At 73.8% G+C, this 24,570-nt stretch carries 20 protein-coding genes and 3 tRNA genes; 13 read left to right on the top strand and 10 right to left on the bottom strand.

Going from position 1 to position 24,570, the window contains the following annotated elements; all coding sequences use genetic code 11:
- The first annotated feature begins 13 nt into the window (after nt 1-13).
- On the top strand, nt 14-526 hold the full coding sequence (locus ACGFNI_RS15465; RefSeq protein WP_393684032.1) for a GbsR/MarR family transcriptional regulator: 513 nt from the start codon (nt 14-16) through the stop codon (nt 524-526).
- 49 nt (nt 527-575) lie between these two features.
- Here ACGFNI_RS15465 and ACGFNI_RS15460 read toward each other — a convergent pair whose 3' ends face one another.
- Nucleotides 576-1,505 (bottom strand): hypothetical protein, encoded by a 930-nt coding sequence (locus ACGFNI_RS15460; protein ID WP_393684031.1) that lies wholly within the window; start codon nt 1,503-1,505, stop codon nt 576-578.
- Nucleotides 1,506-1,741: 236 nt separating this feature from the next.
- Here ACGFNI_RS15460 and ACGFNI_RS15455 point away from each other — a divergent pair, with 236 nt between their 5' ends.
- On the top strand, nt 1,742-3,028 hold the full coding sequence (locus ACGFNI_RS15455; protein ID WP_227047088.1) for an adenylosuccinate synthase: 1,287 nt from the start codon (nt 1,742-1,744) through the stop codon (nt 3,026-3,028).
- 113 nt (nt 3,029-3,141) lie between these two features.
- On the opposite strand, the gene ACGFNI_RS15450 is transcribed toward ACGFNI_RS15455, so the two are convergent.
- Entirely contained in the window at nt 3,142-5,133 is a 1,992-nt protein-coding gene (locus tag ACGFNI_RS15450; protein WP_393684029.1) for a serine/threonine-protein kinase, read from the bottom strand.
- A gap of 425 nt (nt 5,134-5,558) precedes the next feature.
- On the opposite strand from ACGFNI_RS15450, the gene ACGFNI_RS15445 reads away from it, so the two are divergent.
- Together ACGFNI_RS15445 and ACGFNI_RS15440 are read left to right on the top strand one after the other, a co-directional pair.
- Nucleotides 5,559-6,311, top strand: coding sequence for a DUF4956 domain-containing protein (locus ACGFNI_RS15445; protein WP_393684027.1), 753 nt, complete (start codon nt 5,559-5,561; stop codon nt 6,309-6,311).
- On the top strand, nt 6,308-7,102 hold the full coding sequence (locus tag ACGFNI_RS15440) for a polyphosphate polymerase domain-containing protein (RefSeq protein ID WP_393684025.1): 795 nt from the start codon (nt 6,308-6,310) through the stop codon (nt 7,100-7,102). The genes ACGFNI_RS15445 and ACGFNI_RS15440 overlap by 4 nt, the downstream gene beginning before the upstream one ends.
- 49 nt (nt 7,103-7,151) lie before the next feature.
- Here the strand turns inward: ACGFNI_RS15440 and ACGFNI_RS15435 are convergent, their stop codons facing one another.
- Together ACGFNI_RS15435 and ACGFNI_RS15430 are read right to left on the bottom strand one after the other, a co-directional pair.
- Complete coding sequence (locus ACGFNI_RS15435) at nt 7,152-8,531, bottom strand: sensor histidine kinase (RefSeq protein ID WP_393684023.1); 1,380 nt, start codon at nt 8,529-8,531, stop codon at nt 7,152-7,154.
- Between the two features lie 2 nt (nt 8,532-8,533).
- The gene (locus ACGFNI_RS15430) at nt 8,534-9,292 is read right to left on the bottom strand and encodes a response regulator transcription factor (protein ID WP_393684021.1); all 759 of its coding nucleotides are present in this window, start codon (nt 9,290-9,292) and stop codon (nt 8,534-8,536) included.
- Nucleotides 9,293-9,413: 121 nt separating this feature from the next.
- Here ACGFNI_RS15430 and ACGFNI_RS15425 point away from each other — a divergent pair, with 121 nt between their 5' ends.
- The 4 genes from ACGFNI_RS15425 to ACGFNI_RS15410 all read left to right on the top strand — a co-directional run bounded on the left by ACGFNI_RS15425 (nt 9,414) and on the right by ACGFNI_RS15410 (nt 13,052).
- On the top strand, nt 9,414-9,917 hold the full coding sequence (locus ACGFNI_RS15425) for a hypothetical protein (RefSeq protein ID WP_393684019.1): 504 nt from the start codon (nt 9,414-9,416) through the stop codon (nt 9,915-9,917).
- 163 nt (nt 9,918-10,080) lie between these two features.
- Nucleotides 10,081-11,511 (top strand): aspartate aminotransferase family protein, encoded by a 1,431-nt coding sequence (locus tag ACGFNI_RS15420; protein ID WP_393684632.1) that lies wholly within the window; start codon nt 10,081-10,083, stop codon nt 11,509-11,511.
- Between the two features lie 80 nt (nt 11,512-11,591).
- Nucleotides 11,592-12,269: a GntR family transcriptional regulator gene (locus tag ACGFNI_RS15415; protein WP_393684017.1), complete on the top strand. Its 678-nt coding sequence runs from the start codon at nt 11,592-11,594 to the stop codon at nt 12,267-12,269.
- A gap of 132 nt (nt 12,270-12,401) precedes the next feature.
- On the top strand, nt 12,402-13,052 hold the full coding sequence (locus ACGFNI_RS15410) for a hypothetical protein (RefSeq protein WP_393684015.1): 651 nt from the start codon (nt 12,402-12,404) through the stop codon (nt 13,050-13,052).
- A gap of 30 nt (nt 13,053-13,082) precedes the next feature.
- Here the strand turns inward: ACGFNI_RS15410 and ACGFNI_RS15405 are convergent, their stop codons facing one another.
- Nucleotides 13,083-13,874, bottom strand: coding sequence for an SLATT domain-containing protein (locus ACGFNI_RS15405; RefSeq protein WP_393684013.1), 792 nt, complete (start codon nt 13,872-13,874; stop codon nt 13,083-13,085).
- A gap of 337 nt (nt 13,875-14,211) precedes the next feature.
- Between ACGFNI_RS15405 and purD the strand changes: the two genes are divergently transcribed.
- From purD to ACGFNI_RS15390, 3 genes are all read left to right on the top strand, one after another.
- Nucleotides 14,212-15,513 carry a phosphoribosylamine--glycine ligase gene (purD, locus tag ACGFNI_RS15400; RefSeq protein ID WP_393684011.1) on the top strand — a complete coding sequence of 434 codons (1,302 nt, stop codon included), beginning with the start codon at nt 14,212-14,214 and terminating at the stop codon, nt 15,511-15,513.
- Between the two features lie 428 nt (nt 15,514-15,941).
- Nucleotides 15,942-17,825, top strand: a complete 1,884-nt coding sequence (locus ACGFNI_RS15395) for a hypothetical protein (RefSeq protein ID WP_393684009.1) — start codon at nt 15,942-15,944, stop codon at nt 17,823-17,825.
- A gap of 511 nt (nt 17,826-18,336) precedes the next feature.
- A complete protein-coding gene (locus ACGFNI_RS15390) occupies nt 18,337-19,815 on the top strand; it encodes a N,N-dimethylformamidase beta subunit family domain-containing protein (protein WP_393684631.1) in 1,479 nt (492 codons plus the stop codon).
- Nucleotides 19,816-19,843: 28 nt separating this feature from the next.
- Here ACGFNI_RS15390 and ACGFNI_RS15385 read toward each other — a convergent pair whose 3' ends face one another.
- On the bottom strand, nt 19,844-20,758 hold the full coding sequence (locus tag ACGFNI_RS15385) for a LysR family transcriptional regulator (protein ID WP_393684007.1): 915 nt from the start codon (nt 20,756-20,758) through the stop codon (nt 19,844-19,846).
- A 100-nt stretch (nt 20,759-20,858) separates the two neighbouring features.
- On the opposite strand from ACGFNI_RS15385, the gene ACGFNI_RS15380 reads away from it, so the two are divergent.
- Both ACGFNI_RS15380 and ACGFNI_RS15375 read left to right on the top strand, forming a co-directional pair.
- Complete coding sequence (locus tag ACGFNI_RS15380; protein ID WP_393684005.1) at nt 20,859-22,121, top strand: MFS transporter; 1,263 nt, start codon at nt 20,859-20,861, stop codon at nt 22,119-22,121.
- A gap of 67 nt (nt 22,122-22,188) precedes the next feature.
- A complete protein-coding gene (locus ACGFNI_RS15375) occupies nt 22,189-23,088 on the top strand; it encodes a phosphoribosylaminoimidazolesuccinocarboxamide synthase (RefSeq protein WP_393684003.1) in 900 nt (299 codons plus the stop codon).
- A 60-nt stretch (nt 23,089-23,148) separates the two neighbouring features.
- Here the strand turns inward: ACGFNI_RS15375 and ACGFNI_RS15370 are convergent.
- The 4 genes from ACGFNI_RS15370 to ACGFNI_RS15355 form a co-directional block, all read right to left on the bottom strand.
- Nucleotides 23,149-23,221 (bottom strand) — tRNA-Gly (locus ACGFNI_RS15370).
- Between the two features lie 394 nt (nt 23,222-23,615).
- Nucleotides 23,616-23,688, bottom strand: a tRNA-Gly gene (locus ACGFNI_RS15365).
- Between the two features lie 90 nt (nt 23,689-23,778).
- A tRNA-Gly gene (locus ACGFNI_RS15360) sits at nt 23,779-23,850 on the bottom strand.
- A gap of 118 nt (nt 23,851-23,968) precedes the next feature.
- Nucleotides 23,969-24,289, bottom strand: coding sequence for an Lsr2 family protein (locus tag ACGFNI_RS15355; protein WP_393684001.1), 321 nt, complete (start codon nt 24,287-24,289; stop codon nt 23,969-23,971).
- Nucleotides 24,290-24,570: the final 281 nt, after the last annotated feature.

Below are 24,570 nucleotides of genomic sequence, written 5' to 3'. Positions count from 1 at the left end.
AGATGATGCGGAAATGACCGAGAAGCGAGAGCAGGACGCGGGCACGCGCGACGACGAGGCGGTCTCGACGTTCGTCGAGCGGTTCGCCGCACAGATGGTCGACGCGGGCATGCAGCGCATGTCCGCCCGGGTCTTCGCCTGCCTGCTGGCCTCCGACTCCGGCGTCCTGACCTCCGCCGAGCTGGGCGAGCGCCTCCAGGTCAGCCCCGCCGCCGTCTCCGGCGCGATCCGCTATCTCTCCCAGGTCGACATGGTCAGCCGCGAGCGCGAGCCGGGCTCCCGCCGCGACCGCTACCGCGTGCACAGCGACCAGTGGTACGAGGCACTGGCCCGCCGCGACAGCGTCGTCACCCGCTGGGAATCCACCCTGCGGGAAGGCGTCGAAAGCCTCGGCGAGGATTCCCCCGCGGGCCGCCGGATGCGCGAGACCCTCGCCTTCTTCGAGTTCCTGCACGCGGAACTGCCCGGCCTGCTGGGACGCTGGCGCGAGCACCGCGACCAGCTGCGGGCCGACCAGGCCGGCTGATCACGAGGTGCCCGCCCCGGCGGCGGAGCCGCAGGCCGCGCCCCGCCGGTCACTGCCGGGGCAGGGTCAACCGCCACGCCCCCGGCTGGACCGTCCAGGTGCGGGTCCTGACCGGCCCGCCCGCCAGCGCGTCCGCGAAGTAGCGGAAGTCGGGGCCCGACACCGTCACCGCCTGCGCGCGGGCGCGCACCGGCCGGTCGGAGCCGGGCCAGTGCACCACGACCTCGGCCAGCCCGTCGGCGGACCCGCCCGCGGGCCGCGGCCCGTCCGCCGCGCCGTCGGCACCCCGCCCGCCCGGCACCACGGAGACCCGGCGCACCGGCCGGTCCAGGTCGGCGAGTACCACGCCGTCCGCCTCGATCCGCAGCCGCTGCGCCGGAACGCGGGCACGCCTGACCCCCAGACCCCCGGTCGGCACCGCCAGCAGGGACAGGGCCGTACGGGCGGTGCGCGCGGCCGGCTCCCACCACGGATGGTGCCCGTCGCCGTCCGGCGCGGAGCCGTCCCCTGCGGCCGGCTGACGGGCCGCCCCCGGCGCCTGCGCCCCGTGTGCGCGGCCGGGCTCGCCGACCCCGCAGGGCAGGTGCAGACCGCCCAGCACAATGCCGTCGCTGTCGTCCGTGAGCAGGTCGAGCGTGCGCGCGTCGCCGTCCAGCACCGCGCGCGCCGCGGCCACCGTGCCGGCCGGTACGCCCAGCGCGTGGCTCAGCGCGACGGCCTCCGGGGCGCCGACCGGGATCGCCGACACGGCGACGTGCGCCAGCTCGCGTTCCCTGTGCAGCAGCCGCACGGCACGCAGCAGCGCGAGGTCGTCGCCGACGACCACCGGGCGCCGCTGGCCGCGCCGGGAGAGCGCGCGGGCGAACTCATCCGGGCCGCCGGGAAGGCAGATTTTCGCCTCCGTGGCCGCGCACAGGACGTCCTTCGCGATGCGTACGGACTCGCCGTCCGCGCTGCGAGCGGCGGGGTCGATGACCACGAGCAGGGGGTTCCCCCGGACGGGGTCCGATGAAGAGTGCCCAGAAGGCTGCGCCGACACCTCGGTCCTTCCTCAGGTAGCATCTCGGTGCAAGAGCCCCTTGCGCTATTGCGCCAGGGGCTTCGTCTATTCCGGGGCACCGGTTCGACGGCTGCAGTGATGACGTACGCGTGCGACCGCATGCTCACGCCATCCACGCACGTTGGACATGCCCCGCCCGGAAGGGGTGTACGCCTGTGCCCGCACTTGTGCTGCTCGGTGCTCAGTGGGGTGATGAGGGCAAGGGAAAGGCCACCGATCTGCTCGGTGGGTCCGTTGACTATGTGGTGCGCTACCAGGGCGGCAACAACGCCGGCCACACGGTTGTCGTAGGCGACCAGAAGTACGCGCTGCACCTTCTCCCTTCCGGAATCCTCTCGCCGGGGTGCACCCCGGTCATCGGCAACGGCGTCGTCGTCGACCCTGCGGTCCTGCTCTCCGAGCTGAGCGGACTCAACGAGCGCGGCGTCGACACGTCCAAGCTGCTGATCAGCGGTAACGCTCACCTGATCACGCCGTACAACATCACCGTCGACAAGGTGACCGAGCGCTTCCTCGGAAAGCGCAAGATCGGCACCACCGGCCGCGGCATCGGCCCGACCTACGCCGACAAGATCAACCGCACCGGCATCCGCGTGCAGGACCTCTTCGACGAGTCGATTCTGCACCAGAAGGTCGAGGCGGCCCTCGACTTCAAGAACCAGGTGCTGGCCAAGCTCTACAACCACCGTGCGATCGTCGCGGAGCAGGTTGTCGAGGAGATGCTCAGCTACGCCGACCAGCTCAAGGGCTTCGTCGCCGACACCACGCTGCTGCTGAACAACGCCATCGACGACGGCAAGGTCGTCCTCTTCGAGGGCGGCCAGGGCACGCTCCTGGATGTCGACCACGGCACGTACCCCTTCGTCACCTCGTCGAACCCGACCGCGGGCGGCGCCTGCACCGGTGCCGGTGTCGGACCGACGAAGATCAACCGCGTCATCGGCATCCTCAAGGCGTACACCACCCGGGTCGGCGCGGGCCCGTTCCCGACCGAGCTGTTCGACAAGGACGGCGAGGCGCTGCGCACCATCGGCGGCGAGCGCGGTGTCACCACCGGCCGTGACCGGCGCTGCGGCTGGTTCGACGCGGTCATCGCCCGCTACGCGACCCGCGTCAACGGCCTGACCGACTTCTTCCTCACCAAGCTCGACGTGCTCACCGGCTGGGAGCAGATCCCGGTCTGCGTGGCCTACGAGATCGACGGCAAGCGCGTCGAGGAACTGCCCTACAGCCAGAGCGACTTCCACCACGCGAAGCCGGTCTACGAGATGCTGCCGGGCTGGTCCGAGGACATCACCAAGGCGAAGTCCTTCTCCGACCTGCCGAAGAACGCCCAGGCGTACGTCAAGGCGCTGGAAGAGATGTCGGGCGCGCCGATCTCCGCGATCGGCGTCGGCCCCGGCCGTGACGAGACGATCGAGATCAACTCGTTCCTCTCCTGACGTGACGCTCCGGGGCCTGCTCCCCGGAGACAGCAGGTGACCCGGCCGGCGGATCTCGTGTCCGCCGGCCGGGTCATGTTTCACGTGGAACATCGCGCGGCCCGCCGCGCGCCTCAGCCCGTCCGGGAGTACGTCCGCGGGCTCGGATCCCGGCCCGGGAACTCGCGGCGCAGGCTGCCGTCGCCGTTGAGGCGGAGCACGGACGTGCGGCTCGGGCGGCAGTCCGGAGCGGGCCGGTCGACGACCGTCGGCCCGACCGTCAGCTTTCCCTCGGCCGAGTACAGGTCGGCGTGCGCGGTGCAGCGGCCCTGCCCGTCCCCCTCGGTGACGAGCGTGACGACGCTGCTGCCCACCGGCGCCCGCTTGATCGTCAGCCGCTGGCTCCGCACACCGTCGTCGTTCTGCCGCTGCCAGGTGCCGAGATAGCCGTCCGGGACGATCTCCGCCGCCCGCTCGGAGCGGTGCAGCGTCGCGGTGCGGCCGGCCGCCGCCCATTCCAGGGTGCCGCGGGGGCCGGGGCGCAGGGTGTGCTCACCGAGCGCGGCACAGCGGCCCACCGGTACGGACTTGACCACCTTCGTGTCGAGGCGCAGCCGCTCCCGGCCGTCCTCGTCCGTCACCGACACCAGCTTGGCGTCGCTGCGGCACTCGTACGTCCGGCCCAGGCTGGTGCTGTTCGCGACCACCTCGCCGACCTTGCCGTGCGAGATCACGAACCGGCGCTGCTGGCCGGTGGGGGTACCGTCCCGCAGCACGTCGCCCGTCCAGATGCCGACGTAACGGCCGGAGATGTCCGACGAGTCGTCGCCGTCCGCGCCGCTGCCGCTCAGCAGTGGGACGGCGAGCGCGGCGGCGGCCACCACGACCGCGGCGGCGCCGAGGACGACCATGCGGCGACGGCGTCTTGGCGCGCCGCCGGCCGGGCGCACGTCGGCCGGGAAGGGACGCTCGTACGGGACTGCTGCGGTGGCCGGGTCGTACGGCGCCGCGGCCGTGGCGTGCGGGGGCGGCGGGCCGTCGGAAGCCGCCGCAGCGGGCCCGAACGGCTCCCCTGCCGTCGGCCACACCGGGGGCGCCGGGGCAGGGGCGGGGGCCGTGTGCCCGGGGCCGCGCTCCACGGGGCGAGCGGTGCGCCAGGGAGGATGGCCGCCCGGCGGGGTGTCCGTGTCGAGCAGCCGTACGGCGTGCCGGCCCAGGTACGCGATCAGTTCGGCGGGCAGCCACGGGGACTTGGCGCCACCCGCCGCACCGCCGTCGCCCACCGGGCCGAGCCGGGACAGCAGCTCCCGGGTTGTGGGCCTGGCCTCGGGATCCTTGGCCAGGCAGGCGTGGATGAGGTCACGCACCGGCCCGTCAGGCGCCGTCGTCAGGTCCGGATCCTCCTGGGCGATCTTGAACATCACCGCGTGCACGCCGGAGGCGACGCTGCCGAACGGCGTCCGCCCGGTGGCCGCGTACGCCAGCACAGACCCCAGACAGAACACATCGCTCGCCGGGCCGACCCGGAGCCCCTGGACCTGCTCGGGCGACATGAAGCTGGGGGAGCCGACGACCGTGCCGAACGTGGTCTGCGTCTGCTCGCCGACCGCGTCCAGCGCCCGCGCGATCCCGAAGTCGATCACCCGGGGCCCGTCGATGGTCAGCAGCACATTGGACGGCTTGAGGTCGCGGTGCACCAGACCGACGCCGTGGATGTCGACCAGCGCGCAGGACAGTCCGTACGCGAGGTGCCGCAGGGAGTGCTCAGGCAGCGGGCCGTACAGGCCCGTCCGGCCGTAGCCGCCGCCGACCACCTCGCTGAGGGCGGGACCTGCGATGTAGCCGGTGGCGACCCAGGGGATCTCGGCCTCGGTGTCGGCGTCAAGCACCGGAGCGGTCCAGTGGCCGCCGACCCGGCGCGCGGCGGCGACCTCGGCCCGGAAGCGGTCCCGGAACTCCTCCTCGGCCGCCAGCTCGGTCTTGACGAGTTTCACGGCGACGGTCCTGCCGCCCTCCGAACGCGCGAGGTAGACCCGGCCCATCCCGCCGGTCCCGAGACGGCTCAGCAGCCGGTAGTCCCCGATCCACTGCGGATCGCCGTCCATCAGCCCGCGCAGGCCCTCCATCCGCGCGCCCTCCCGTGTCCGTTCCCGATGCTGCCGCCCGCTGCCGGACCGCCGGCCGTCCCGCCGTTCGGGCCGGCTCCCGCCGTCCTCCGAGCGTAGGCGCCGTCGGATCGCACAACGGCCGACGGATCGTTACGAGGGGAGAACGATCGGGCGGGAGCGGGGGTGTCGGCCCGCCACCCTCCTGACCGGGGGATTCCCCGGCCGGGTACCTGGAGGACCGGAGGACGGGCGTCCTCGGAGGCACGCGGAGTGACCGGAGCGGCCCGCCCTGGCTGCCCCGGTCGCTCCTTAACCCGGGAAGGGGGCGGGGTTAACCCGGCGGTTCCTAACGTTCCTGGCGTACCGGAGAACGGTCCGGGAGCGACGGCCGGAGGAGCCGGAGCCGCGGACGACGCGGACGAAGCGGAAAGTGGTGGGATGCCTTGACGTACGGGGAGCTGGCGGCGCGGCTGGCGATGGATCTGGCCGCGGTGAGCGTGCTGACCTTCGCCGTGTACTACCCACGGCACCATCGCCGGGACCTGGTGCCGGCCTACCTGGCGCTGAACGTGGCGCTGTTCTCGGTGGTCGCGGCGCTGTCCCAGGTCGGGACGGGCGGCGGCACCGCGCTCGGCTTCGGGCTCTTCGGGGTCCTGTCGATCATCCGGCTGCGCTCGGACTCCGTCCAGCACGAGGAGGTCGCCTACTACTTCACGACCCTGGTGCTCGGCCTGCTGTGCGCGCTGCCGCACCTGCCGCTCGCCGTGGCCGGGACGCTGGCCGCGCTGCTGCTGCTCGTCATCCACGTCGCCGACCACCCCCGGCTGCTGTCCGGCACCCGCCGCACGCTCATCACGCTGGACATGGTGCACCGCGACGAGGCCGGGATCCGCGCCGACCTTGCGCGGCGGCTCGGCGAACCGCTGCAGTGGACCGTCCAGGAAGTGGACTATGTCCGGGACTTGATGGTTCTCGACGTGCGTTTCCGGGCACCGGAACTTTCCGGGCGGGCAGAACGTAGAACGCAGACCAGCGCTTCGGCGACCCGTTCCCTGCCAGGACCCGCCACCGACTCCGACACCGGTTCCCCGACGACCACTGCACCGGCCGCCGGCACCGCACCGGCCGCCGCGCCGGGCGCTGCCCGGTCCCGCACGATCGCCCGCCCCCACCCGACCGCTCAGGAGACCGTGTGAATCCCGCCGTACGCGCCATCGCCCGCGCCGCCATGGCCGCGCGCCCCGTGCCGCTCGCCGACGTCCAGGCCCGCGCCGAACTGCTCGCCCGCTTCGACAACAGCTACCTGGTTCCGGTCGACGTGTTCGCCGAGTTCGCCGCCGCGCTCACCGACCGGAAGCGGCCGGGCGGCCCGTTCGCCGCGCTGTGCATCAACGGCCGCCGCTGGTTCCGCTACCACTCCGTCTACTACGACACCCCCGACCTGCGCTCCTTCCACGACCACCGGCAGCGCCGCAGACTCCGCTTCAAGATCCGCGAGCGGCTCTACGAGGACACCGGGGAGCGGCAGTTCGAGATCAAGCTCAAGGGCCGCCGCGGCGAAACGGTCAAGCACCGCAGGCCGCTGCTGCCCGGCGACGCCGCCCTCGGCCACGGCCCGCGCGACTTCCTCTCCGCCGTGCTCGACCGCTCCTACGGCATCGAGGCCCCCGTGGACCTGGGCCGCTCCATCGCCACCGACTACCAGCGGACCACCTTCGTCGCCGACGGCCAGCGCATCACCTGCGACGCGGACCTCATCGGCCGCGACCTGACGACCGGCGACACCGTACGGGCCGACGGCGGCCTGGTACTCGTCGAGACCAAGACCACCGGCCATCTGACCGAGGCCGACCGGCTGCTGCACGGCTACGGCATACGGGCCGCCGAATTCACCAAGTACTGCGGGGCGCTGTCCGCCCTGCGCCCCGACCTGACGGCCAACCACTGGCAGCGCGCGGTACGGACGGCTTTCCCCTCGGCCGCCTGACGGAAGCGGGCGCCCGCCCGAGGCGCCCGCCGCGGCGGTCCCGGCGCGCTCAGGCCGGGGCCGCCGCGGTCTCCACCGGCCCGCGGGCCGCCACGCCGCCGAAGGACGCCGTGATGCGGGCGCCGCCGCCCGCCGCGCCGCCGAACTCCACCGCGCCGCCGGACTCCCGGGCCGCGCGGCGGACGATGTCCAGGCCGAGGCCCGTGGACCCGCCGCCGCTGCGGCCCCGGGCGGGCACATGGCCATCGGGGAACCCCGGCCCGTCGTCATCGACGGTGAGCAGGCCGCCGCCGGACACCCGGTCGGCGGCCCGTGCCACCGTCAGGCGCATGCCGGCGCCTTCCGGCGTGTGGTCGAAGACGTTGCCGATCAACGCGTCGACCGCAGCGGCCAGTTCGGCCTCGTCGGCCCGTACGAGCACCGGACCGTCGCCCGGCGCCGGAGCGGCGCATTCCAGGGTCCGGCCCTGGTCCTCGGCCAGCGGCAGCCAGAAGTCAGCGCGGGCCCGGGTGACGGCGGCCAGATCGGCCCGCGGCAGACCCGAACCGTCCTCCCGCAGCGGTTTGCGGGCCGTCCTGATCACGTCGTCGACACTGCGCTCCAGCGCCGCCACGTCCGCCGCGATCCGTTCCGCCTCCGCCGGATCGCGCAGCCCCTCGGCATCCAGGCGCAGCGCGGCGACGGGGGTGCGGAGGCGGTGCGCCAGGTCCGCCGCGTTCTCGCGTTCGGCGGTCAGAAAGCCGTGTATGCGCTCGGCGAGATGGTTCAGCTGGCGTGCGACCAGGCGGAGTTCGGGCGGCCCCGACGGCTCGGCGCGGGCGGTCAGATCGCCGCCGGCCAGCCGGTCGGCGACCGCGGCGAGCCGGCGCGTGGAGCGCACGAGGCGGGCGCCGAGCCGGTCGGCGAACAGCAGGCCCAGCAGCATCAGACCGGCCCCGATCCCCGCGAACGCCAGCGAGGAGGCCAGCGTGCCGGCGTACAACTGCTCGTCGGAAAGCGCCACATGGACGACCGCGGTGCCGCCCGCCACCCCCTGGACGGGAACCAGGACGGTGCGCCCGCCCCCGGACGGCTCGTAGGTGAAGGCCCGCCCGTAGCGCGCCAGCCGTACCGCGTCGGTAACAGGCGCGGGGGAGCCGAGTACGGAGCCGTCCCCGAGGATGACCGAAGTGAGCGGGAGGCCGGGGCCGTTCGCCGAGGTGACCAGGGTCGCCGCGGCGCGGCGGGCGGCAGGGGCGGGGGAGCGCGATCCGGAGCCCTCGGCGAGCGCCTGGCCGAGGCCGGTGGCCAGCGAATGGGCGCGGGATGTCGCGTCGGCGGTCGCCCGGTCCGCGGCGTGGCTGCGGGCCAGGAGGGACAGCGGGACGAGGAGCGCGGCCAGTACGAGCGCGGTGGTGGCCGCCGTGACGAGGAGGATGCTGCGGCGCACGGCTACGCCTCTCCGGCGGTTCCGGTGCGCGGCGCGGCCCCGGCGTCCCCGGCGTCCCCGGTGTCCCCGGTGTCCCCGGCGGCCTCCGGCGCCGACAGCTTCACGCCGACCGTACGGACCGTGTGCAGGTAGCGGGGCCGCTGTGCCGTCTCGCCCAACTTCCTGCGCAGCCACGAGAGATGGACGTCCACCGTCTTGTCGGCGCCGCCGAGCGGCTGCTGCCACACCTCAGCGAGCAGCTCGCGCCGGGAGACCACCTGCCCGGCGCGGCGGCCGAGGTAGGCGAGCAGGTCGAACTCGCGCGGGGTGAGATCCAGCGCCCGGCCCGCGAGCGTCACCTCGCGCGACGCGGTGTCCAGGGCCAGATCGCCGACCCGGAGGGCGGGCTCAGGCTCGGCGGCCCCCAGCCGGCGCAGCACCGCCTTGATCCGGGCATCGAGCTGAGCCGCCCCGAACGGCTTGACGATGTAGTCGTCGGCGCCGTCGCCCAGCACCGCGACCATGTCGGGCTCCTCGTCCCGCGCGGTGGCGACGATCACCGGCACCTCGCTGACGGCGCGCAGCATCCGCAGCACCTGCGCGCCGTCCACGTCCGGCAGCCCCAGGTCGAGTACGACGAGGTCAGGACGGTCGGTCACGGCCGCGTCGAGTCCTGACATCCCGGTCGCGGCGGTGGCGACGGCATGGCCGCGGTCGCGCAGGGCACGCACCAGCGCACCGCGCAGCTGAGGGTCGTCCTCGACGACAAGAAGATGGGGCATGCAACCACCGTAGACACCCCGTACGGCGCGGGAAGGCCGGCCGCCGGGCTTTGAACCGGCCTTAACCGGGCGTTAGGGAACGGTGCGGGAGGCTGGTGCACAAGCGAGAGAGGCGGCGGCGATGGCATGGCGCGGAGCGGCGACCACGGCGGTCTGGGTGTGCGCGGTGGCCACGGCCAGCGGGTTCGGCGCCTGGTCCCTGGCCCGCACCGACAGCGGCACGGCGCAGCTGCGCGCGGCCCCGCTGGACGAGTCAGCCGTACGCCAGAAACTCGCCGCGGCCCGCTCCGCCGCCGCCGAACCGCACCGGCCACCCGACCCGGCCGTCGCATCCACCCCGCCGAACCCGCCCGCCTCGTCCGCCCCGCCGTCCGCCGCCGGGACCGTACGCGTCACCGGCGGCAGCATCACCGCCGAGTGCCGCACCGGCGGCCGGGTCTACCTGACGGCCTGGAGCCCCACGGCCGGCTACCACGTGGACGACGACGTGCTGCGCGGACCGGCCGCCACCGCCGCCATCGAGTTCGAGCCGCTCGACGACGACGGCCCGGACGACCGCCCGTACCAGGTCCGCTGCGCCGACGGCCGCCTCCGGGCGGAGCCGGCCCCCGACCACGACGACTGACGGCGTACGGCATCGGCACAACACCGACATTCTGTCGGCGCGCGCGGAGACTGCCGTACACACTGTCGGTACCGGCCGGCGGTCCCCGATCCGTAGGCTGCAGGCGTCCGCCGTCCCTGTCCCGGCGGAGCCGAGCGACCGATCCGAGGTACCGACCGTGACCATGACGCCTCCCGCCTCCGCCGCCGACCCCGCCGCCGACCCCGCCGCCGATAAGAGCAGCGGCGCACAGCGCCTCCCGGGAAGGGCGGTGGTGGGCGACGGGCGGGCTGTGAAGGCCGCCGACCGCGCGCACGTCTTCCACTCCTGGTCCGCGCAGGGCCTCATCGACCCGCTCGCGGTCGCCGGCGCCGAAGGCTCGTACTTCTGGGATTACGACGGCAACCGCTACCTCGACTTCTCCTCCCAGCTGGTCAACACCAACATCGGCCACCAGCACCCCAAGGTCGTCGCCGCCATCCAGGAGCAGGCCGCGAAGCTGTGCACCATCGCCCCCGGCTTCGCCGTCGACGTACGCTCCGAGGCCGCCCGGCTGATCGCCGAGCGCACCCCGGGTGACCTCGACAAGATCTTCTTCACCAACGGCGGCGCCGAAGCCGTGGAGAACGCCGTCCGGATGGCCCGGCTGCACACCGGCCGCCCCAAGGTGCTCTCCGCCTACCGCTCGTACCACGGCGCCACCGCCGCCGCGATCAACCTCACCGGCGACCCGCGCCGCTGGCCTTCCGACACCGCGTCCGCCGGTGTCGTGCACTTCTGGGGCCCGTTCCTCTACCGCTCGCCCTTCCACGCCGAGAGCGAGGCGCAGGAGTGCGAGCGCGCCCTCGCCCACCTCGAACAGACCCTCGCCTTCGAGGGCCCGCAGACCGTCGCCGCGATCATCCTGGAGACCATCCCCGGCACCGCGGGCATCATGGTCCCGCCGCCCGGCTACCTCGCCGGCGTCCGCGAGATCTGCGACCGGCACGGCATCGTCTTCATCCTCGACGAGGTGATGGCGGGCTTCGGCCGCACCGGCCACTGGTTCGCCGCCGACCACTTCGGCGTCACCCCCGACCTGCTGACCTTCGCCAAGGGCGTCAACTCCGGCTACGTACCGCTCGGCGGCGTCGCGATCAGCGCCGAGATCGCCGCCACCTTCGAGACCCGCCCCTACCCCGGCGGCCTCACCTACTCAGGGCACCCGCTGGCCTGCGCATCCGCCGTCGCCACGATCAACGCGATGGCCGATGAGCGGATCGTGGAGAACGCCGCGGAGATCGGCGAGACGGTCATCGGCCCCGCCCTCCGCGAGATCGCCGGGCGGCACCCGTCCGTCGGCGAGGTCCGCGGCCTGGGCGCCTTCTGGGCCCTGGAACTGGTCAAGGACAAGGAGACCCGCGAGCCGCTGGTGCCGTACAACGCGTCGGGCGCCGCCAACACCCCGATGGCCGAGTTCGCCGCGGCCTGCAAGCGCGGCGGCCTGTGGCCGTTCGTCAACATGAACCGGACGCACGTCGTCCCGGCCTGCACGGTCACCGCGGCCGAGGCCAAGGAGGGCCTCGCCGTCCTCGACGAGGCCCTGACGACGGCCGACGCGCACACCACGGCCTGACCGGAGGCGGCCCTCGCCTATCGTGTGCGGGGGCCGCCTGCCACCCGTGCGGCCCGTTGTCGTCGAAGGGGACCGACGCGATGGCCGCCGCCGGAGCCAGCACAGTCATACGGCGCAGCACCCTGCGCCAGCAGATCGCCGACGCGCTGCGCGACGAAGTGCTGGCCGGACGCCTGCCGTGCGGCCACCAGTTCACCGTCAAGGAGATCGCCGAACAGTACGGCGTCTCCGCGACACCGGTCCGTGAGGCGCTGCTCGACCTGTGCGCCCAGGGCCTGCTCGACATCGAACAGCACCGCGGCTTCCGGGTGTGCGCCTTCACCGCCGACGACTACCGCGCCATGGTCGAGGCCCGCACCCTGGTCGTCGAAGGCATCTTCCGCAGCACCGCCGAACGCGCCCTGCGCCGCGCGTCCGCCGAGGTGCTGGTCTCGATCAGGCGCCGGGCCGAAGCCGCCGAACGGGCCGCGTGCTCCGGCGACCTCGACGTCCTCATCGGCTACGACCTGCGGTTCTGGCGGGAACTCGGCAGCCTCGTCGGCAACCCGTACATCAGCGACTTCCTGGACCGGGTCCGGGTACAGACCTGGATGTTCGCGGTGCCCCTGCTGCGCGGTGAGGACGACCTGCGCGGCCACCTCTGGCACGAGCACCGCGCGCTGGCCGACGCCGTCGTACGGCACGATCTGGCCGCGGCCCAACGGCTGGTCACCGAGTACAACGAGCACTCCCTCACCCTCGTCGGGGAGCGCGGCTAGCACTACGCTGTCCCGACCCGGCCGTCAGGGCGGCAGCCGGGCCCCGCCCGCGACCGCCGCCCCCGCACCCCCGTCCCCTCTGCATCTGCGCCGCCCGAGCCAGTGGCCCCGACCGGAAGCGAGCACTCACTCGTGGCATGTGACCTGTGGCTGGTACCTCTCGTCGACGTGCTGTGCCACAGCCCCGACAACCCCTTCTCCGAAGAGATCGCCTCCTACGACAAGGCCCTGACGGAGGCAGGACTGCCGCCGGTCCCGGTCTTCAGCTACATGCCGGGCCTCTCCGGTGACGTCGCCCCGGTCGCCGGCTTCGACTACGACGCGCTGCACTTCCTGCGCCGCGCCTACCTCCTGCGCCTGTGCGGCCTGGAGGTCACACCGGTCGACGAACTGGGCGGCGACTACGAGCAGTTGCTGGAGATGTTCGAGTCCACCGCCCAGCAGTCCCACCTGGTGTGGCACTACGACCACGCGGGCGCGTACGTCCCGGTGGACTTCCCGCACCCGCTCACCGACGACGAACTCCTCGAAGGCGGCGGCCCGTTGGGATCCTCGCAGGGACTGCTGCGCGAACTCGAACTGGTCGCGCCATCCCTGGGCATCGATCCGGCCAATCCCCCGGCCCCGCCCGACCCGCCGGCCGGCCCCACCACCCTGGAGGAGCGGTCGGGCGCCGCACCCGTGGACGACGGCCCGTTCGCCCGGGAGCGGCACGTCTGGCTCGGCCTGCACGCCGCCGCCACCCGGAGCCTGGGCCAAGGCTCCATGATCGTCTTCAGCTGAGCCGTACGGCGGCGGCCCCGGACGGCCACCTCAGCGCGGGGGCTCCGGAGGCCGCTGCCGCGGCATGTTCGGCCGCGCACCCGGCGGCAGTGTGAAACGTCCTGACTGCCCCTGGCCCTCCGTCCGCTGCGCCGCCCCGGACCGCGGCAGCTGCGGCGCGGGCCCGGCCCTGAACTCCGCCATCCAGTCGGCGGTCTCGGACCGTACGAGGTCGGCGATGTCCTCGTGGAACCTGCGCAGCACCCCCAGACAGCGCTCCGCCGCCTCGCTCGCCGTGCCGTCCGCCGGACCGAGCACCTCGCGGACGCTCTCCGACGCCCAGTCGAACTGCAACGCCTCCAGCCTGCGGTGGATCGCCTGCGCGGTCGCCATGTCCCGCATCCAGCCGGCCGTCACCCCGAAATAGCGGTCGCAGCCGACGCAGACCGCGGCTATCAGCAGCAGCAGATAGCCCCAGGGGGCCGCGCCGTGCCACGCCCCGGCCAGGTCGAGCAGCGGCAGCGCCGCGCCCGCCGACACCCCGGCGGCGGCACCGGTGCGCAGCGCCCGCGCGCCGCGGCGCTTGCCCAGCCGGTCGTGCAGGTACCAGTCGGCGGCGCGCAGCGCGCCCTCCTCCGTCCACTGGTAGAGCGCGTCCAGACGGTCGGCCGGCTCACCCCAGTCGCCGAGCGGGAAGGCGCGGCCGGTGAGGTCTTCGGGCTCCGGGCCCCGGCCACGGCCGGGAATCAGCGCTGCCGCCCGCTCCCAGGTGCGCCGCGGCCCGCGGCCCCGTCCGCCTTCCTCCCCGGGCGGCCCCTCGGGCTGCATCTCCGGCTGACTCACCCGTGAAACTCCCTCTGTACGGATATGTGCGGCGCGTGCGACGCGTGGGACCTGCCGTGTGGATCAGGCCCCGGGCGGCGGCGAAAACGCGCAGCCCCTTCCTACCGCCGAACGGTGGGGCTTGCCCCCAAGAGCACGGTATTCCCGCCCGGAAGTGCGGTCCGATCCGGTATAGGGCCCTGGCGCCACTCACCCTAAAGAGTTGCCGTCACGGGCGGCGCCGTGTTGCCGCGCGCCTTCGGCCGTACGACCGGGGGAGCGGGGCCGCCGGCGCCGTGGCGGCGGCCGTGCAGGGGCGCCGACCCGGCCGGGGCAGGCAGGCGACTAGGCTGCCCCCGTGAAGGTCCTCGTCATCGGCGGCGGCGCCCGCGAACACGCCCTGTGCCGCTCCCTGTCCCTCGACCCCGACGTCACCGCGCTGCACTGCGCTCCCGGCAACGCCGGTATCGCCGAGGTGGCCGAACTGCACGGGGTCAATGCCCTCGACGGCCGGGCCGTCGCCGAACTCGCCTCCGGTCTGGAGGCCGATCTGGTCGTCGTCGGACCCGAAGCCCCGCTGGTGGCGGGGGTCGCCGACGCGGTGCGCGCCCGCGGCATCCCGGTCTTCGGCCCGTCCGCCCAGGCAGCCCAGCTGGAGGGCTCCAAGGCGTTCGCCAAGGACGTGATGGCCGCCGCGGCCGTCCCGACCGCGCGCAGCTACGTCTGCACCACCCCCGAAGAGATCGACACCGCGCTGGACGCCTTCGGCGCTCCGTACGTCGTCAAGGACGACGGGCTCGCGGCCGGCAAGGGCGTCGTCGTCACCGGCGACGTCGACGCGGCCCGCGCGCACGCCCTGGCCTGCGTGGCGCAGCGCCGCGACGCCGCGGACGGCGGCCGGGCGGTCATCGAGGAGTTCCTCGACGGCCCTGAGGTCTCCCTCTTCGCGGTCACCGACGGCGAGACCGTCGTCCCCCTGCGGCCCGCCCAGGACTTCAAGCGCGCCTACGACGGCGACGCGGGCCCGAACACCGGCGGCATGGGCGCGTACAGCCCGCTGCCGTGGGCCGACCCGAAGCTGGTCGACGAGGTCATGGACACCGTCCTGCAGCCCACCGTCGACGAGCTGCGCCGCCGCGGCACCCCGTTCTCCGGGCTGCTCTACGCGGGCCTCGCGATCACCTCGCGCGGCGTGCGCGTGATCGAGTTCAACGCGCGCTTCGGCGACCCGGAGACCCAGGTCGTCCTCGCCCGCCTCAAGACACCGCTGGCCGGACTGCTGCACGCCGCGGCGACCGGCACCCTGGCCGCCCTCCCGCCGCTGCGCTGGAGCGAGGACGCGGCGGTCACCGTCGTCATCGCCTCGCACAACTACCCGGACACCCCGCGCACCGGAGACCCCATCGACGGCCTCGCGGACGTCGCGGCGCAGGACGCCCCCGAGGCGTACGTGCTGCACGCGGGCACCCGGCAGGACGCGTCGGGCGCGGTACTCAGCGCGGGCGGCCGGGTGCTGTCCGTGACCGCGACCGGCGCCGACCTCGGCATCGCCCGCGAGCGCGCCTACCGCGCCGTCGGCCGGATCTCGCTGGACGGATCCCAGCACCGCACGGACATCGCGGCCAAGGCGGCGGCGGACGGCGGGGCCGGGCAGGCGTAGCCGTCCCCACACGGGCAGCGGCCCCGGTGGCACGTCAGGTCATGGCGTGTTATCGGGGCCTTCGTGCGTTTTCGTGTGGCCCGGCGGGTGCCGCGGGCTCGGGTTCCCGGCTTTACCCAAAGCCATTCCATCGAGTGACCGGTACGACTTCCGGCTGACGGGAGCCGAACCCCCAACTAGGGTGCCGCGCAAGCGTCCTGTGGCCGTGGTGCCGGAATCCGGTGCGGTGGCCACGGTGGCGTCCGGCAAGTGGGTCACCGGCATTGCGATGTCAGTGGCCGGTGCCACAGTGGTGGGGGAGCGAGCAATGACTCCGGCAGGCGTCCGCGCACGCCGGATGCGTGGCGAGCTCCCCGCAGTCTCGTCATTTCCCGTCCCGTGATCTCTCCGTCCGTCTCCACGCAGGACAGCAGGGGGTGTGCAGGCTCGTGGCTGATCCGGAAACAGGCGTCGGCGCTCTTGCGGCGCGGTCCCGCGCACTCGCCGTGCTGCGCATCCGCAGCGTGGCGCTGGGCGCGGCCGTGCTGCCCGCCGCCGCGGCGGTGGTCCTGCTCGTCGGCGGCGCCACGGGCCATCTCGGCGGCCCGGACGCGGCTGCGGGCTCAGGCTGGGGCATCGCGCGCCTGGCGGTGAGCGGCGTCGCGCTGCTGGTGCTGCTGCTCGCGGCCCTGGTCGGCGCGGTCATCAGCGGGGCGAGACCGGCGCTCAGCCCCTCCGTGCCGGTCAGTGAGCGAGCGGCGCCCGACCTCTACCGCCTCGTCCGCGACCTCGCCGACACCCTCGACGTCCCGGCGCCGTCCGCGATAGCGCTCACCCCGGACTGCGACAGCTGGCTGGAGGACCGCACGCACCGCGCGCACGGCCCGCCCCGGCGCGGTCCGCGGCGGTCCCCGGCGGCGCCGGTGCTGGTCATCGGGTCACCGTTCCTGTGGTGGATGCGGGTCGGCGAGCTGCGCGCCCTGCTCGCCCCGGTGGTGGCGGGCACCAGCCCCTCCGCCGACCCCGACATAGCCGCGGCCCGCCGCTTCATCCGTGGCCTGGACGCCGCCGTAGCGGTCTCGGCGCGCGCCAAGGGCCTGCGCGCCCCGGCGCTCCGCTTCGTCGGCCGGGCCGCCCGGCTGATGCTGCGGGCCTGCCGCGAGCACGCCACGATCATGGAGCGGGGCGTGGCCGCCGCCGCATCCGAACGAGCCCAGGCCATCGATCACGGCCTGCGCACGGTCGCCCAGGAACAGGTCGGCCTGGCGTACGCGGGCTGGGACCGGCTGCTGACCCGCGTGGCACTGCCCGCCTGGCGCCTGGGCCGCTGGCCCTCCTGCCTGGACGTGGGCGTGGTCTGCGCGCTCACCGAACTCTCCCGCCGCGACCGCCTCGCCGACGGCTTCACCGCCCGGCTCGGCGAACGCCCCGCCTGCGATCTCCTGGAGGAGCCGGGCGCCGTCGACAGCGCCGCCTCCCTGCTGGCCGCCCGGCTCTTCCACGGCGGCCCCACCGGAGCGGGCCCCGACTGGTCCCCGGTCGACTGGAGCCAGTACCCGGCAGAGGTCGTGGACCGCACCTGGCGCCTGGAGGCCGCCCGGCTGCACCGCGTCCTGGACGACCTGCCCGCCACGGACGAGGCACAGGGCGAGCGCACCCGCGGCGCCATGGCGGGCGCCGGCCGGCCGCTGCCGGGAGCGACAGCCAGGTCCGTGCCGGGAACCCTGCCCGGAGAGGCCGTCCGCCCGGCCGCGGCAGCCCAGGCCGCGGGCTCGGGCAGCACCGCCGTGGGCCCGGCAGGCCGGCCGGGCGCCGTGACCGCCCCCGCCCGCGCGGGCGGCACCGCGACCGCCCGCAGGCCCGCCGGCGGACCGACGCTGGCGCGGGTCATCGACCGGCTGGCCCACGACGACCTGGCCGGCGATCTGGTCGCCGCCCGGCTGGGCGAGGAACTGGAACGCGAGGAACACGAGGAAGCCGCCCGGCAGGCCGCCCGCGGCCCCGCCGCACAGGAGACACCGCCCGACGTGTCCTGGGGCGACGGTCTGGCCGACGGCGGCCTCCCGCTGTTCCCGCTCCAGCCGCCGCGCACGGACCGCGAACTGCTCGCCGAGCACGTCACCGCGATGGTCTGCTGCGCCGCCGTGGACACCGCGGGCGCCGCCCCCGGCCTGGACTGGCTGGACGGCCCGGCCCTCCTGGTGGACGGCGCCCGCCGCGCCGACTTCGGCAGCCCGGTCCGCAGCCTGGTCGATGAGGGCGACGCCGAACCGCTCCGCGACTGGCTCACCGCCGTCGGCGTACGCCCGGAGAAGCCGGTCCGCCTGGTGTGACGCCCCGCCCGTACGCGCACCACCCCGTACGGGGCCCGGCACCCGCCACGGCCAGGCACCACGTCAGGGCCGGACGGCCTCCGAGGCCCCCGGCCCGCCACGTCCCGGCCGGCCTTCGCCCCGGGCCCGCGCCCGCCACCCGCGCCGCCGTCCCCGCGCCGCGTCCCCGCCGCTCCGCCCCGCCCACCCGTCGGAGCCCCGCCGGTTCGTACGCACGTTCCTCGCGCCCGCCCGCTTCCGCGCTGTTCACCGCCTCGTGCGGATGAATGTGCCCATTCCGTTCACGTTTCGGTGGTCTGTGTCGTTGAATTCGCGACGAAGGGTGACGAAGTGGGTGCTTAATGTGATGTGCTGGGAACGGCCGCGTTTGTTCGGGTGAACACGGTGGAGCCGCCCCCGCACGCGCGCAGACGTACTGCACACAAGCCCTGCGGAGACGGCCCGCTGCGGAACACCGCGGCACACGGACACGGCCGGCCAGGCCCACGGGGGACGCGGAGGGGAGCGGATGGTGGGGACGGATCAGATCAGGCGCTGGGAATCAGGCGCCCTCGCCCACGCGGTCACGGACCCGTTCGGACAGGGACCACTGCCCTGGCTGCGCGGCAGCGAGAACTACTTCGACTCCGGACACGTCGTGCCCTGGTACGTCGACCCGGCCGTCGCACAGGGCGACCTGCGGGTGCCGCCGCCGCGCAAGCACAACGGCCCCCGCACCGCCGACGACGTCCACCGCCAGATCAAGGGCTTCGCCTCCACCGGCGCGGTCGCCCCGGGCGAGGCCATCGACTTCCGGGTCTCCGTGGACCCGCCCCAGCCCTTCAGCATCGACATCTACCGCATCGGCCACTACGGCGGCGCCGGCGCCTTCAAGATCACCACCAGCCCGCGGCTCTCCGGCATCGTCCAGCCCGCCCCGCTCGCCGCCGAGCGCACGGTCTCCTGCCACCACTGGTGGCTGTCCTGGCGCCTGCACGTACCCGAGTACTGGAACCTCGGCGCGTACGTCGCCGTCCTCACCACCGCCGACGGCTACCGCAGTCACATCCCCTTCACGGTCCGCGACGACCACCCCGCCGACCTCCTGCTGCTCCTGCCCGACATCACCTGGCAGGCGTACAACCTCTACCCCGAGGACGGGCACACCGGCGCCAGCCTCTACCACGCCTGGGACGAGAAGGGCGCGCTCCTGGGTGAGCAGGACGCCGCCACCACCGTCTCCTTCGACCGCCCGTACGCGGGCGCAGGACTGCCCCTGCACGTCGGCCACGCCTACGACTTCATCCGCTGGGCCGAGCGCTACGGCTACGACCTGGCCTACGCCGACGCCCGCGACCTGCACGCCGGACGCGTCGACCCCTCCCGCTACCGCGGCCTGGTCTTCCCCGGCCACGACGAGTACTGGTCGCAGCCCATGCGCCGCACCGTCGAGCGCGCCCGCGACGGCGGCACGTCCCTGGTCTTCCTGTCCGCCAACACCATGTACTGGAAGGTCGAACTCTCCCCTTCGCCCTCGGGCTCCGAATCCCTGCTCAGCTGCCGCAAGCGCCAGGGCCCAGGACGCCCCGCCCTCTGGCGCGACGCGGGCGACCCCGAGCAGCGGCTGATGGGCATCCAGTACGCGGGCCGGGTGCCCGAGCCCGCACCCCTCGTCGTCCGCAACGGCGGACACTGGCTGTGGGAGGCCACCGGCGCCCACGAAGGCGATCAGCTCGCCGACCTGGTCGCGGGCGAGGCCGACCGCTACTTCCCGCGCACCAGCCTGCCCGAGCACACCCAGCGCATCCTGCTCGCCCACTCCCCGTACCGGGACTCCGAGGGCGCCAGGCGCCATCAGGAGACCTCGCTCTACCGCGCCCCCAGTGGCGCCCTGGTCTTCGCCTCCGGGACGTTCGCCTGGTCACCCGCGCTGGACCGCCCCGGGCACATCGACCCCCGCATCCAGCGCGCCACGGCCAACCTCCTCGACCGGATCTGCAAGCGCGACTGACCCGCCAGAGCCCCGGCCGGCCCGCGCCTCACCCGGGCCCGGCCTCCGCGTACGGCCCCAACTCCCGCGCCAGCGCCACCGTCAGCGCCCGGAAGATCCGCACCTCCGGGTGGGGATCGCCGGTACGGGTCGCCAGCACGCTCTGCGCCGGGGGCGCGTCAAGCACCGGCACGTACACCGTGCCGGGCCAGGGGTAGTACCGGGCGAAGGACGCGAGCCCCGAGCCCGCACCGCGCCCCGCGGCGATGCTCGTCAGCACGTCCTGCGGGGTCAACGCGCAGTCGGGCGCGCGCCGTTCGCCCGCGTCGAAGTACAGGTAGTCGGTGAAAGGACGCGGCGTGTGCCGGGGCAGCCGCAGATACGGCAGGTCGATGATGTCGGCGACGCGCAGCCCCTCCTGGACGGCGTCCGCGAACACCGAAGCCGCCGAGACCCCCACGATCCGGCGCTCGGTCGTCAGCACGTCCACCTCGATGCCGTCGGCCTCGACCGCGGGACGGACGAACGCCACGTCCACGCGCCTCTCGCGCAGCGCGCTGCAGTGCTCGGTGAAATTCAGCTGCACCAGATGGACCGGCACGTCGGGCCTGGCCCTGCGGAAGGCGTTGACGGCCGCCGGGGTCACCTCGGCGGAACCGTGCCCCATCACCCCGACCCGCAGGCCGTGCGGTGCCGTCACCTCGCGGGCGGCCTCGGACACGTCCTCCATCGCCGCGTCCGCCGCGGCCAGCAGGGTCCTGGCGTGCGAGGCCAGCCGCCGCCCCGCGGTGGTCGGCACCGCCCGGCCGCCGCCACGGTCGAGCAGCCGGGTGCCGAACTCCCGCTCCAGCTGCTGGATGTGCCCGGTCACCGCGGCCGGCGACAGGAACAGCCGCGACGCCGCCCGGCCGAAGTGCCCCTCCTCGACCACCGCCAAGAACGAAGCCAGCCGCCGCAGATCCATACACCCACGATAATTCCCGCCACCTGCCGGTGCCCCGGGCCGTTCACGATTCCTGAACGCGGGCGGCGCCGGACCCCGCCGGGCCCGTACAACGTCCTTCATGACCACGCAGCACCCCAGGACCGCCGCCCCCGCCCTACCGCAGGCTTCCCCGGCGTCCCCGCACACCCCGGCAACCGCCCGCCGCCACTGGCTGCGCGCGGGCTGGCTGATGACCGCGTCCGGCTGGAGCGCCAACCAGTTCTCCGCCCTCCTCGGTGCCTACCGCTCCGACCTGGGCCTGACCGACGCCACCACCACCGGGCTCTTCGGCGTCTACGTACTCGGCCTGATCCCCGGCCTCCTCCTGGGTGGCCCGGCCGCGGACCGGCACGGCCGCCGCCCCGTCGCCTTCGTCTCGCTCGCCGTCTCCGTCGTCGCGACCTGCCTGCTGATGGCCGGCCCCCTCAACGCGTGGCTGCTGTGGCCCGGCCGCTTCCTCACCGGACTCGGCGCCGGCGCCCTGCTCACCGCGGGCAGCGTCTGGATCAAGGAACTCTCGTCCGCGCCGCACGGCACGGCCCCCACCCCGGGAGCCGCCGCCCGCCGCTCCGGCCTCTTCCTCTCCGCCGGCTTCGCCTCCGGCGGCCTGGCCGCATCCGTCATCGCCCAATGGGCCCCGCACCCCATGGTCCTGGCGTACGTCCCGCACCTCCTCCTGGCCGCCACGGCCGCCCTCAGCGCGACGGGCGCCCCGGAAACCGCCACCCCCAGGGCGCCGGCGACCACCGCCCCGAAGCACTCGGCCGCCCCCGCGTCACCCGCCGCCGCCAGGGTCTTCCGCCGCCTCGTGGTCCCCGTCGCCCCCTGGGTCTTCGCCGCCCCCACCATCGCCTTCGCCACCCTCCCCGGCCTGGTCGACACCCACCTGGACGGCTGGCGCACGGTCTACGCGGGCATCACCACCGCCGTCACCCCCGGCGCCGGCCTCCTGGTCGCCCCGCTCGCCCGCCGCCTCGCCGCCCGGCACCGCATCGCCACCGCACTGTGCGGACTCGCCGCCATCGCCGTCGGCCTGCTGGTCGCCGCGCTCGCGGTGGCCCACACCCAGCCCGCGGTGGCGCTGGCGGCGGCGGCCCTGATCGGCGGCGGCTACGGCCTGTGCGTGGCGTACGGCCTCACCGAGGTCGCCGCCCTCGCCCCGCCGCACGGCCTGGCCCGCCTCACCGCCCGCTTCTGGGCGCTGTGCTACCTGGGCTTCTGTACCCCGTACGCGATCACCGTGCTCACCCGCTTCTGGTCGCCGCAGGCGATCCTCACCGGCGTCGCGGCCCTGGCCGCACTCTCGCTCGCCACCGTCGCGCGCCACGGCACCCGACCCTGAGGCACCGCCGGACCCCGGCATACGGGAGAATCGGCACGACCCCTGGATCAACCTACGCGGAGGCAGCGTGTCCGGTTTCGTAGAAAAGCCCGAGCCCGTGCAGGTGCCGGGGCTCACCCACCTCCACACCGGCAAGGTGCGCGACCTCTACCGGAACGCCGCGGGCGACCTGGTCATGGTGGCCAGCGACCGCACCTCCGCCTACGACTGGGTGCTCCCCACCGAGATCCCGGACAAGGGCCGCGTACTGACCCGGCTGTCCCTGTGGTGGTTCGAGCAACTCGCCGACCTCGCGCCCCACCACGTGCTCTCCACCGACGTCCCGGCCGGCGCTCCCGCCGACTGGGCCGGCCGCACCCTGGTCTGCAAGTCCCTGCGGATGGTCCCCGTCGAGTGCGTGGCCCGCGGCTACCTCACCGGATCCGGCCTCACCGAGTACGAGGAGTCCCGTACGGTCTGCGGCCTGGCACTCCCCGAAGGTCTGGCCAACGGCTCCGAACTCCCGGCGCCGATCTTCACCCCGGCGACCAAGGCCGCCGTCGGCGAACACGACGAGAACGTCTCCTACGAGGAGGTCGCCCGCCAGGTCGGCCCCGAGGTCGCCGCCCAGCTGCGCCAGACCACCCTCGCCGTCTACGGCAGGGCCCGCGACATCGCCCGCGAGCGCGGCCTCATCCTGGCGGACACCAAGTTCGAGTTCGGCTATCAGGACGACCGGCTGACCCTCGCGGACGAGGTGCTCACCCCGGACTCCTCCCGCTTCTGGCCCGCCGACCAGTGGCAGCCGGGCCGCGCCCAGCCGTCCTTCGACAAGCAGTTCGTCCGCGACTGGCTGACCTCCCCGGCCTCCGGCTGGGACCGCACCGGCGAACGCCCGCCGCCCGCCCTGCCGCAGGACATCGTCGACGCCACCCGCGCCAAGTACATCGAGGCGTACGAGCGCCTCACCGGCCTCAGCTGGGTGTGACCGCGCAAGCACACAGAAAGGCCCCGGCCGGTATTCCTACCGGCCGGGGCCTTTTCGCTGAGCGGACGACGAGGCTCGAACTCGCGACCTCAACCTTGGCAAGGTTGCGCTCTACCAACTGAGCTACGTCCGCATGCGCCGTATCCGGCGACCGTTTCCGGCCCCCGCTGTGCGGTGCGGGCACCACTATAGCCAACCCCGGAGCCCCGACGGGCCGCACCGCCGGGCGACACCGCCCGCCAGGACCCGCCGCCCGCGGCACCGGCCCGCGCCCGGCGCACCCGCCCGTGCCCCAACTCCCGCCGCGCGGACCGCAGCTGGCCCGCCCCGGCCGTTTCGCCGCCCGCGCGCGACCCGGCGGGGATGTGTCCACCACCACAGCGGGCCGCAGGCCGCGGACGGCGAGCCCACGGCTCCGAACGGAACGGACGCCGGGTGCATCAGGTGCCGGACGAAAGAGGGATCCGGCGATTCGCGCACGGAACGACAAAGACCCCGGTCGCAATGACCGGGGTCTTCATTCACTGAGCGGACGACGAGGCTCGAACTCGCGACCTCAACCTTGGCAAGGTTGCGCTCTACCAACTGAGCTACGTCCGCAGGCATCCACCCGGCTTTCACCGAGCGGCGCGACAGCTACTCTACCTGATCCCAAAGGCCCGTTGAGCCAAAAGACCGGAGAACTGTCAGAGCGGGTGACAGGGATTGCACACTGCGCCTCCCCCTTGGAAAGGGGGCGCTCTACTACTGAGCTACACCCGCGTGACTCCGTGAGGTCCGGCCCTGCGGCCTCGCCCCTCGGCGTGCTCCAGACTCTAACTGATCAGTGGGGGTGCAGTGCAAGTCGGCTGTGCGAGGGCCGCGCGGGCCGGCAAGTCGGTTAGTGATTGGCCGCGTTGAACGCCTCGTAGACCTTCTTGGGGATGCGACCGCGCGGCGGCACGTCCATCTGGTGCGAGCGGGCCCAGGCGCGGACCGCCGCCGGGTCGGGGGTCACCGAAGTCCGGTGGTACGCCTTGCCGGACTTGGATCGCTTACGGCCCGCTTCGACGAACGGGGCGAGGGCGCCGCGCAGTTTCTTCGCATTGGCGGGATTGAGGTCGATCTCGTACGTCTTCCCGTCCAATCCGAAGGCGACCGTCTCTGCGGCTTCTCCTCCGTCGATGTCATCGGAGAGCGTTACTACTACGCGCTGCGCCACGGATATCGGTCCTTTCGTGCAGCAGCCCCGTGTTGACGTGGGGTGATGCTCCGGATCCTGCTGATCTGAATCAATGCTTTTTCATTTGTACAGCGACGGGCAATGCATTGTGAAGCCCAGTTAATTTTCTCAGCGTGTCATCCCGCAATCCGGACTCTAGATCTTTTCGAGGATTTTCCCCGGCGCTCACTCCCGCTGATACCGGACCGTGATGGAGCGTGCACATATCTACTCGCGTAGATTTTCGAACACGGTACTGTGAGGGAACCGCCTTACGCACC

This window comes from Streptomyces sp. NPDC048644 (assembly GCF_043199105.1).
Lineage (GTDB): Bacteria > Actinomycetota > Actinomycetes > Streptomycetales > Streptomycetaceae > Streptomyces.
The sequence above is the reverse complement of the archived record's forward strand: the minus strand, read 5'-3'. Positions and strand labels throughout refer to the sequence as shown.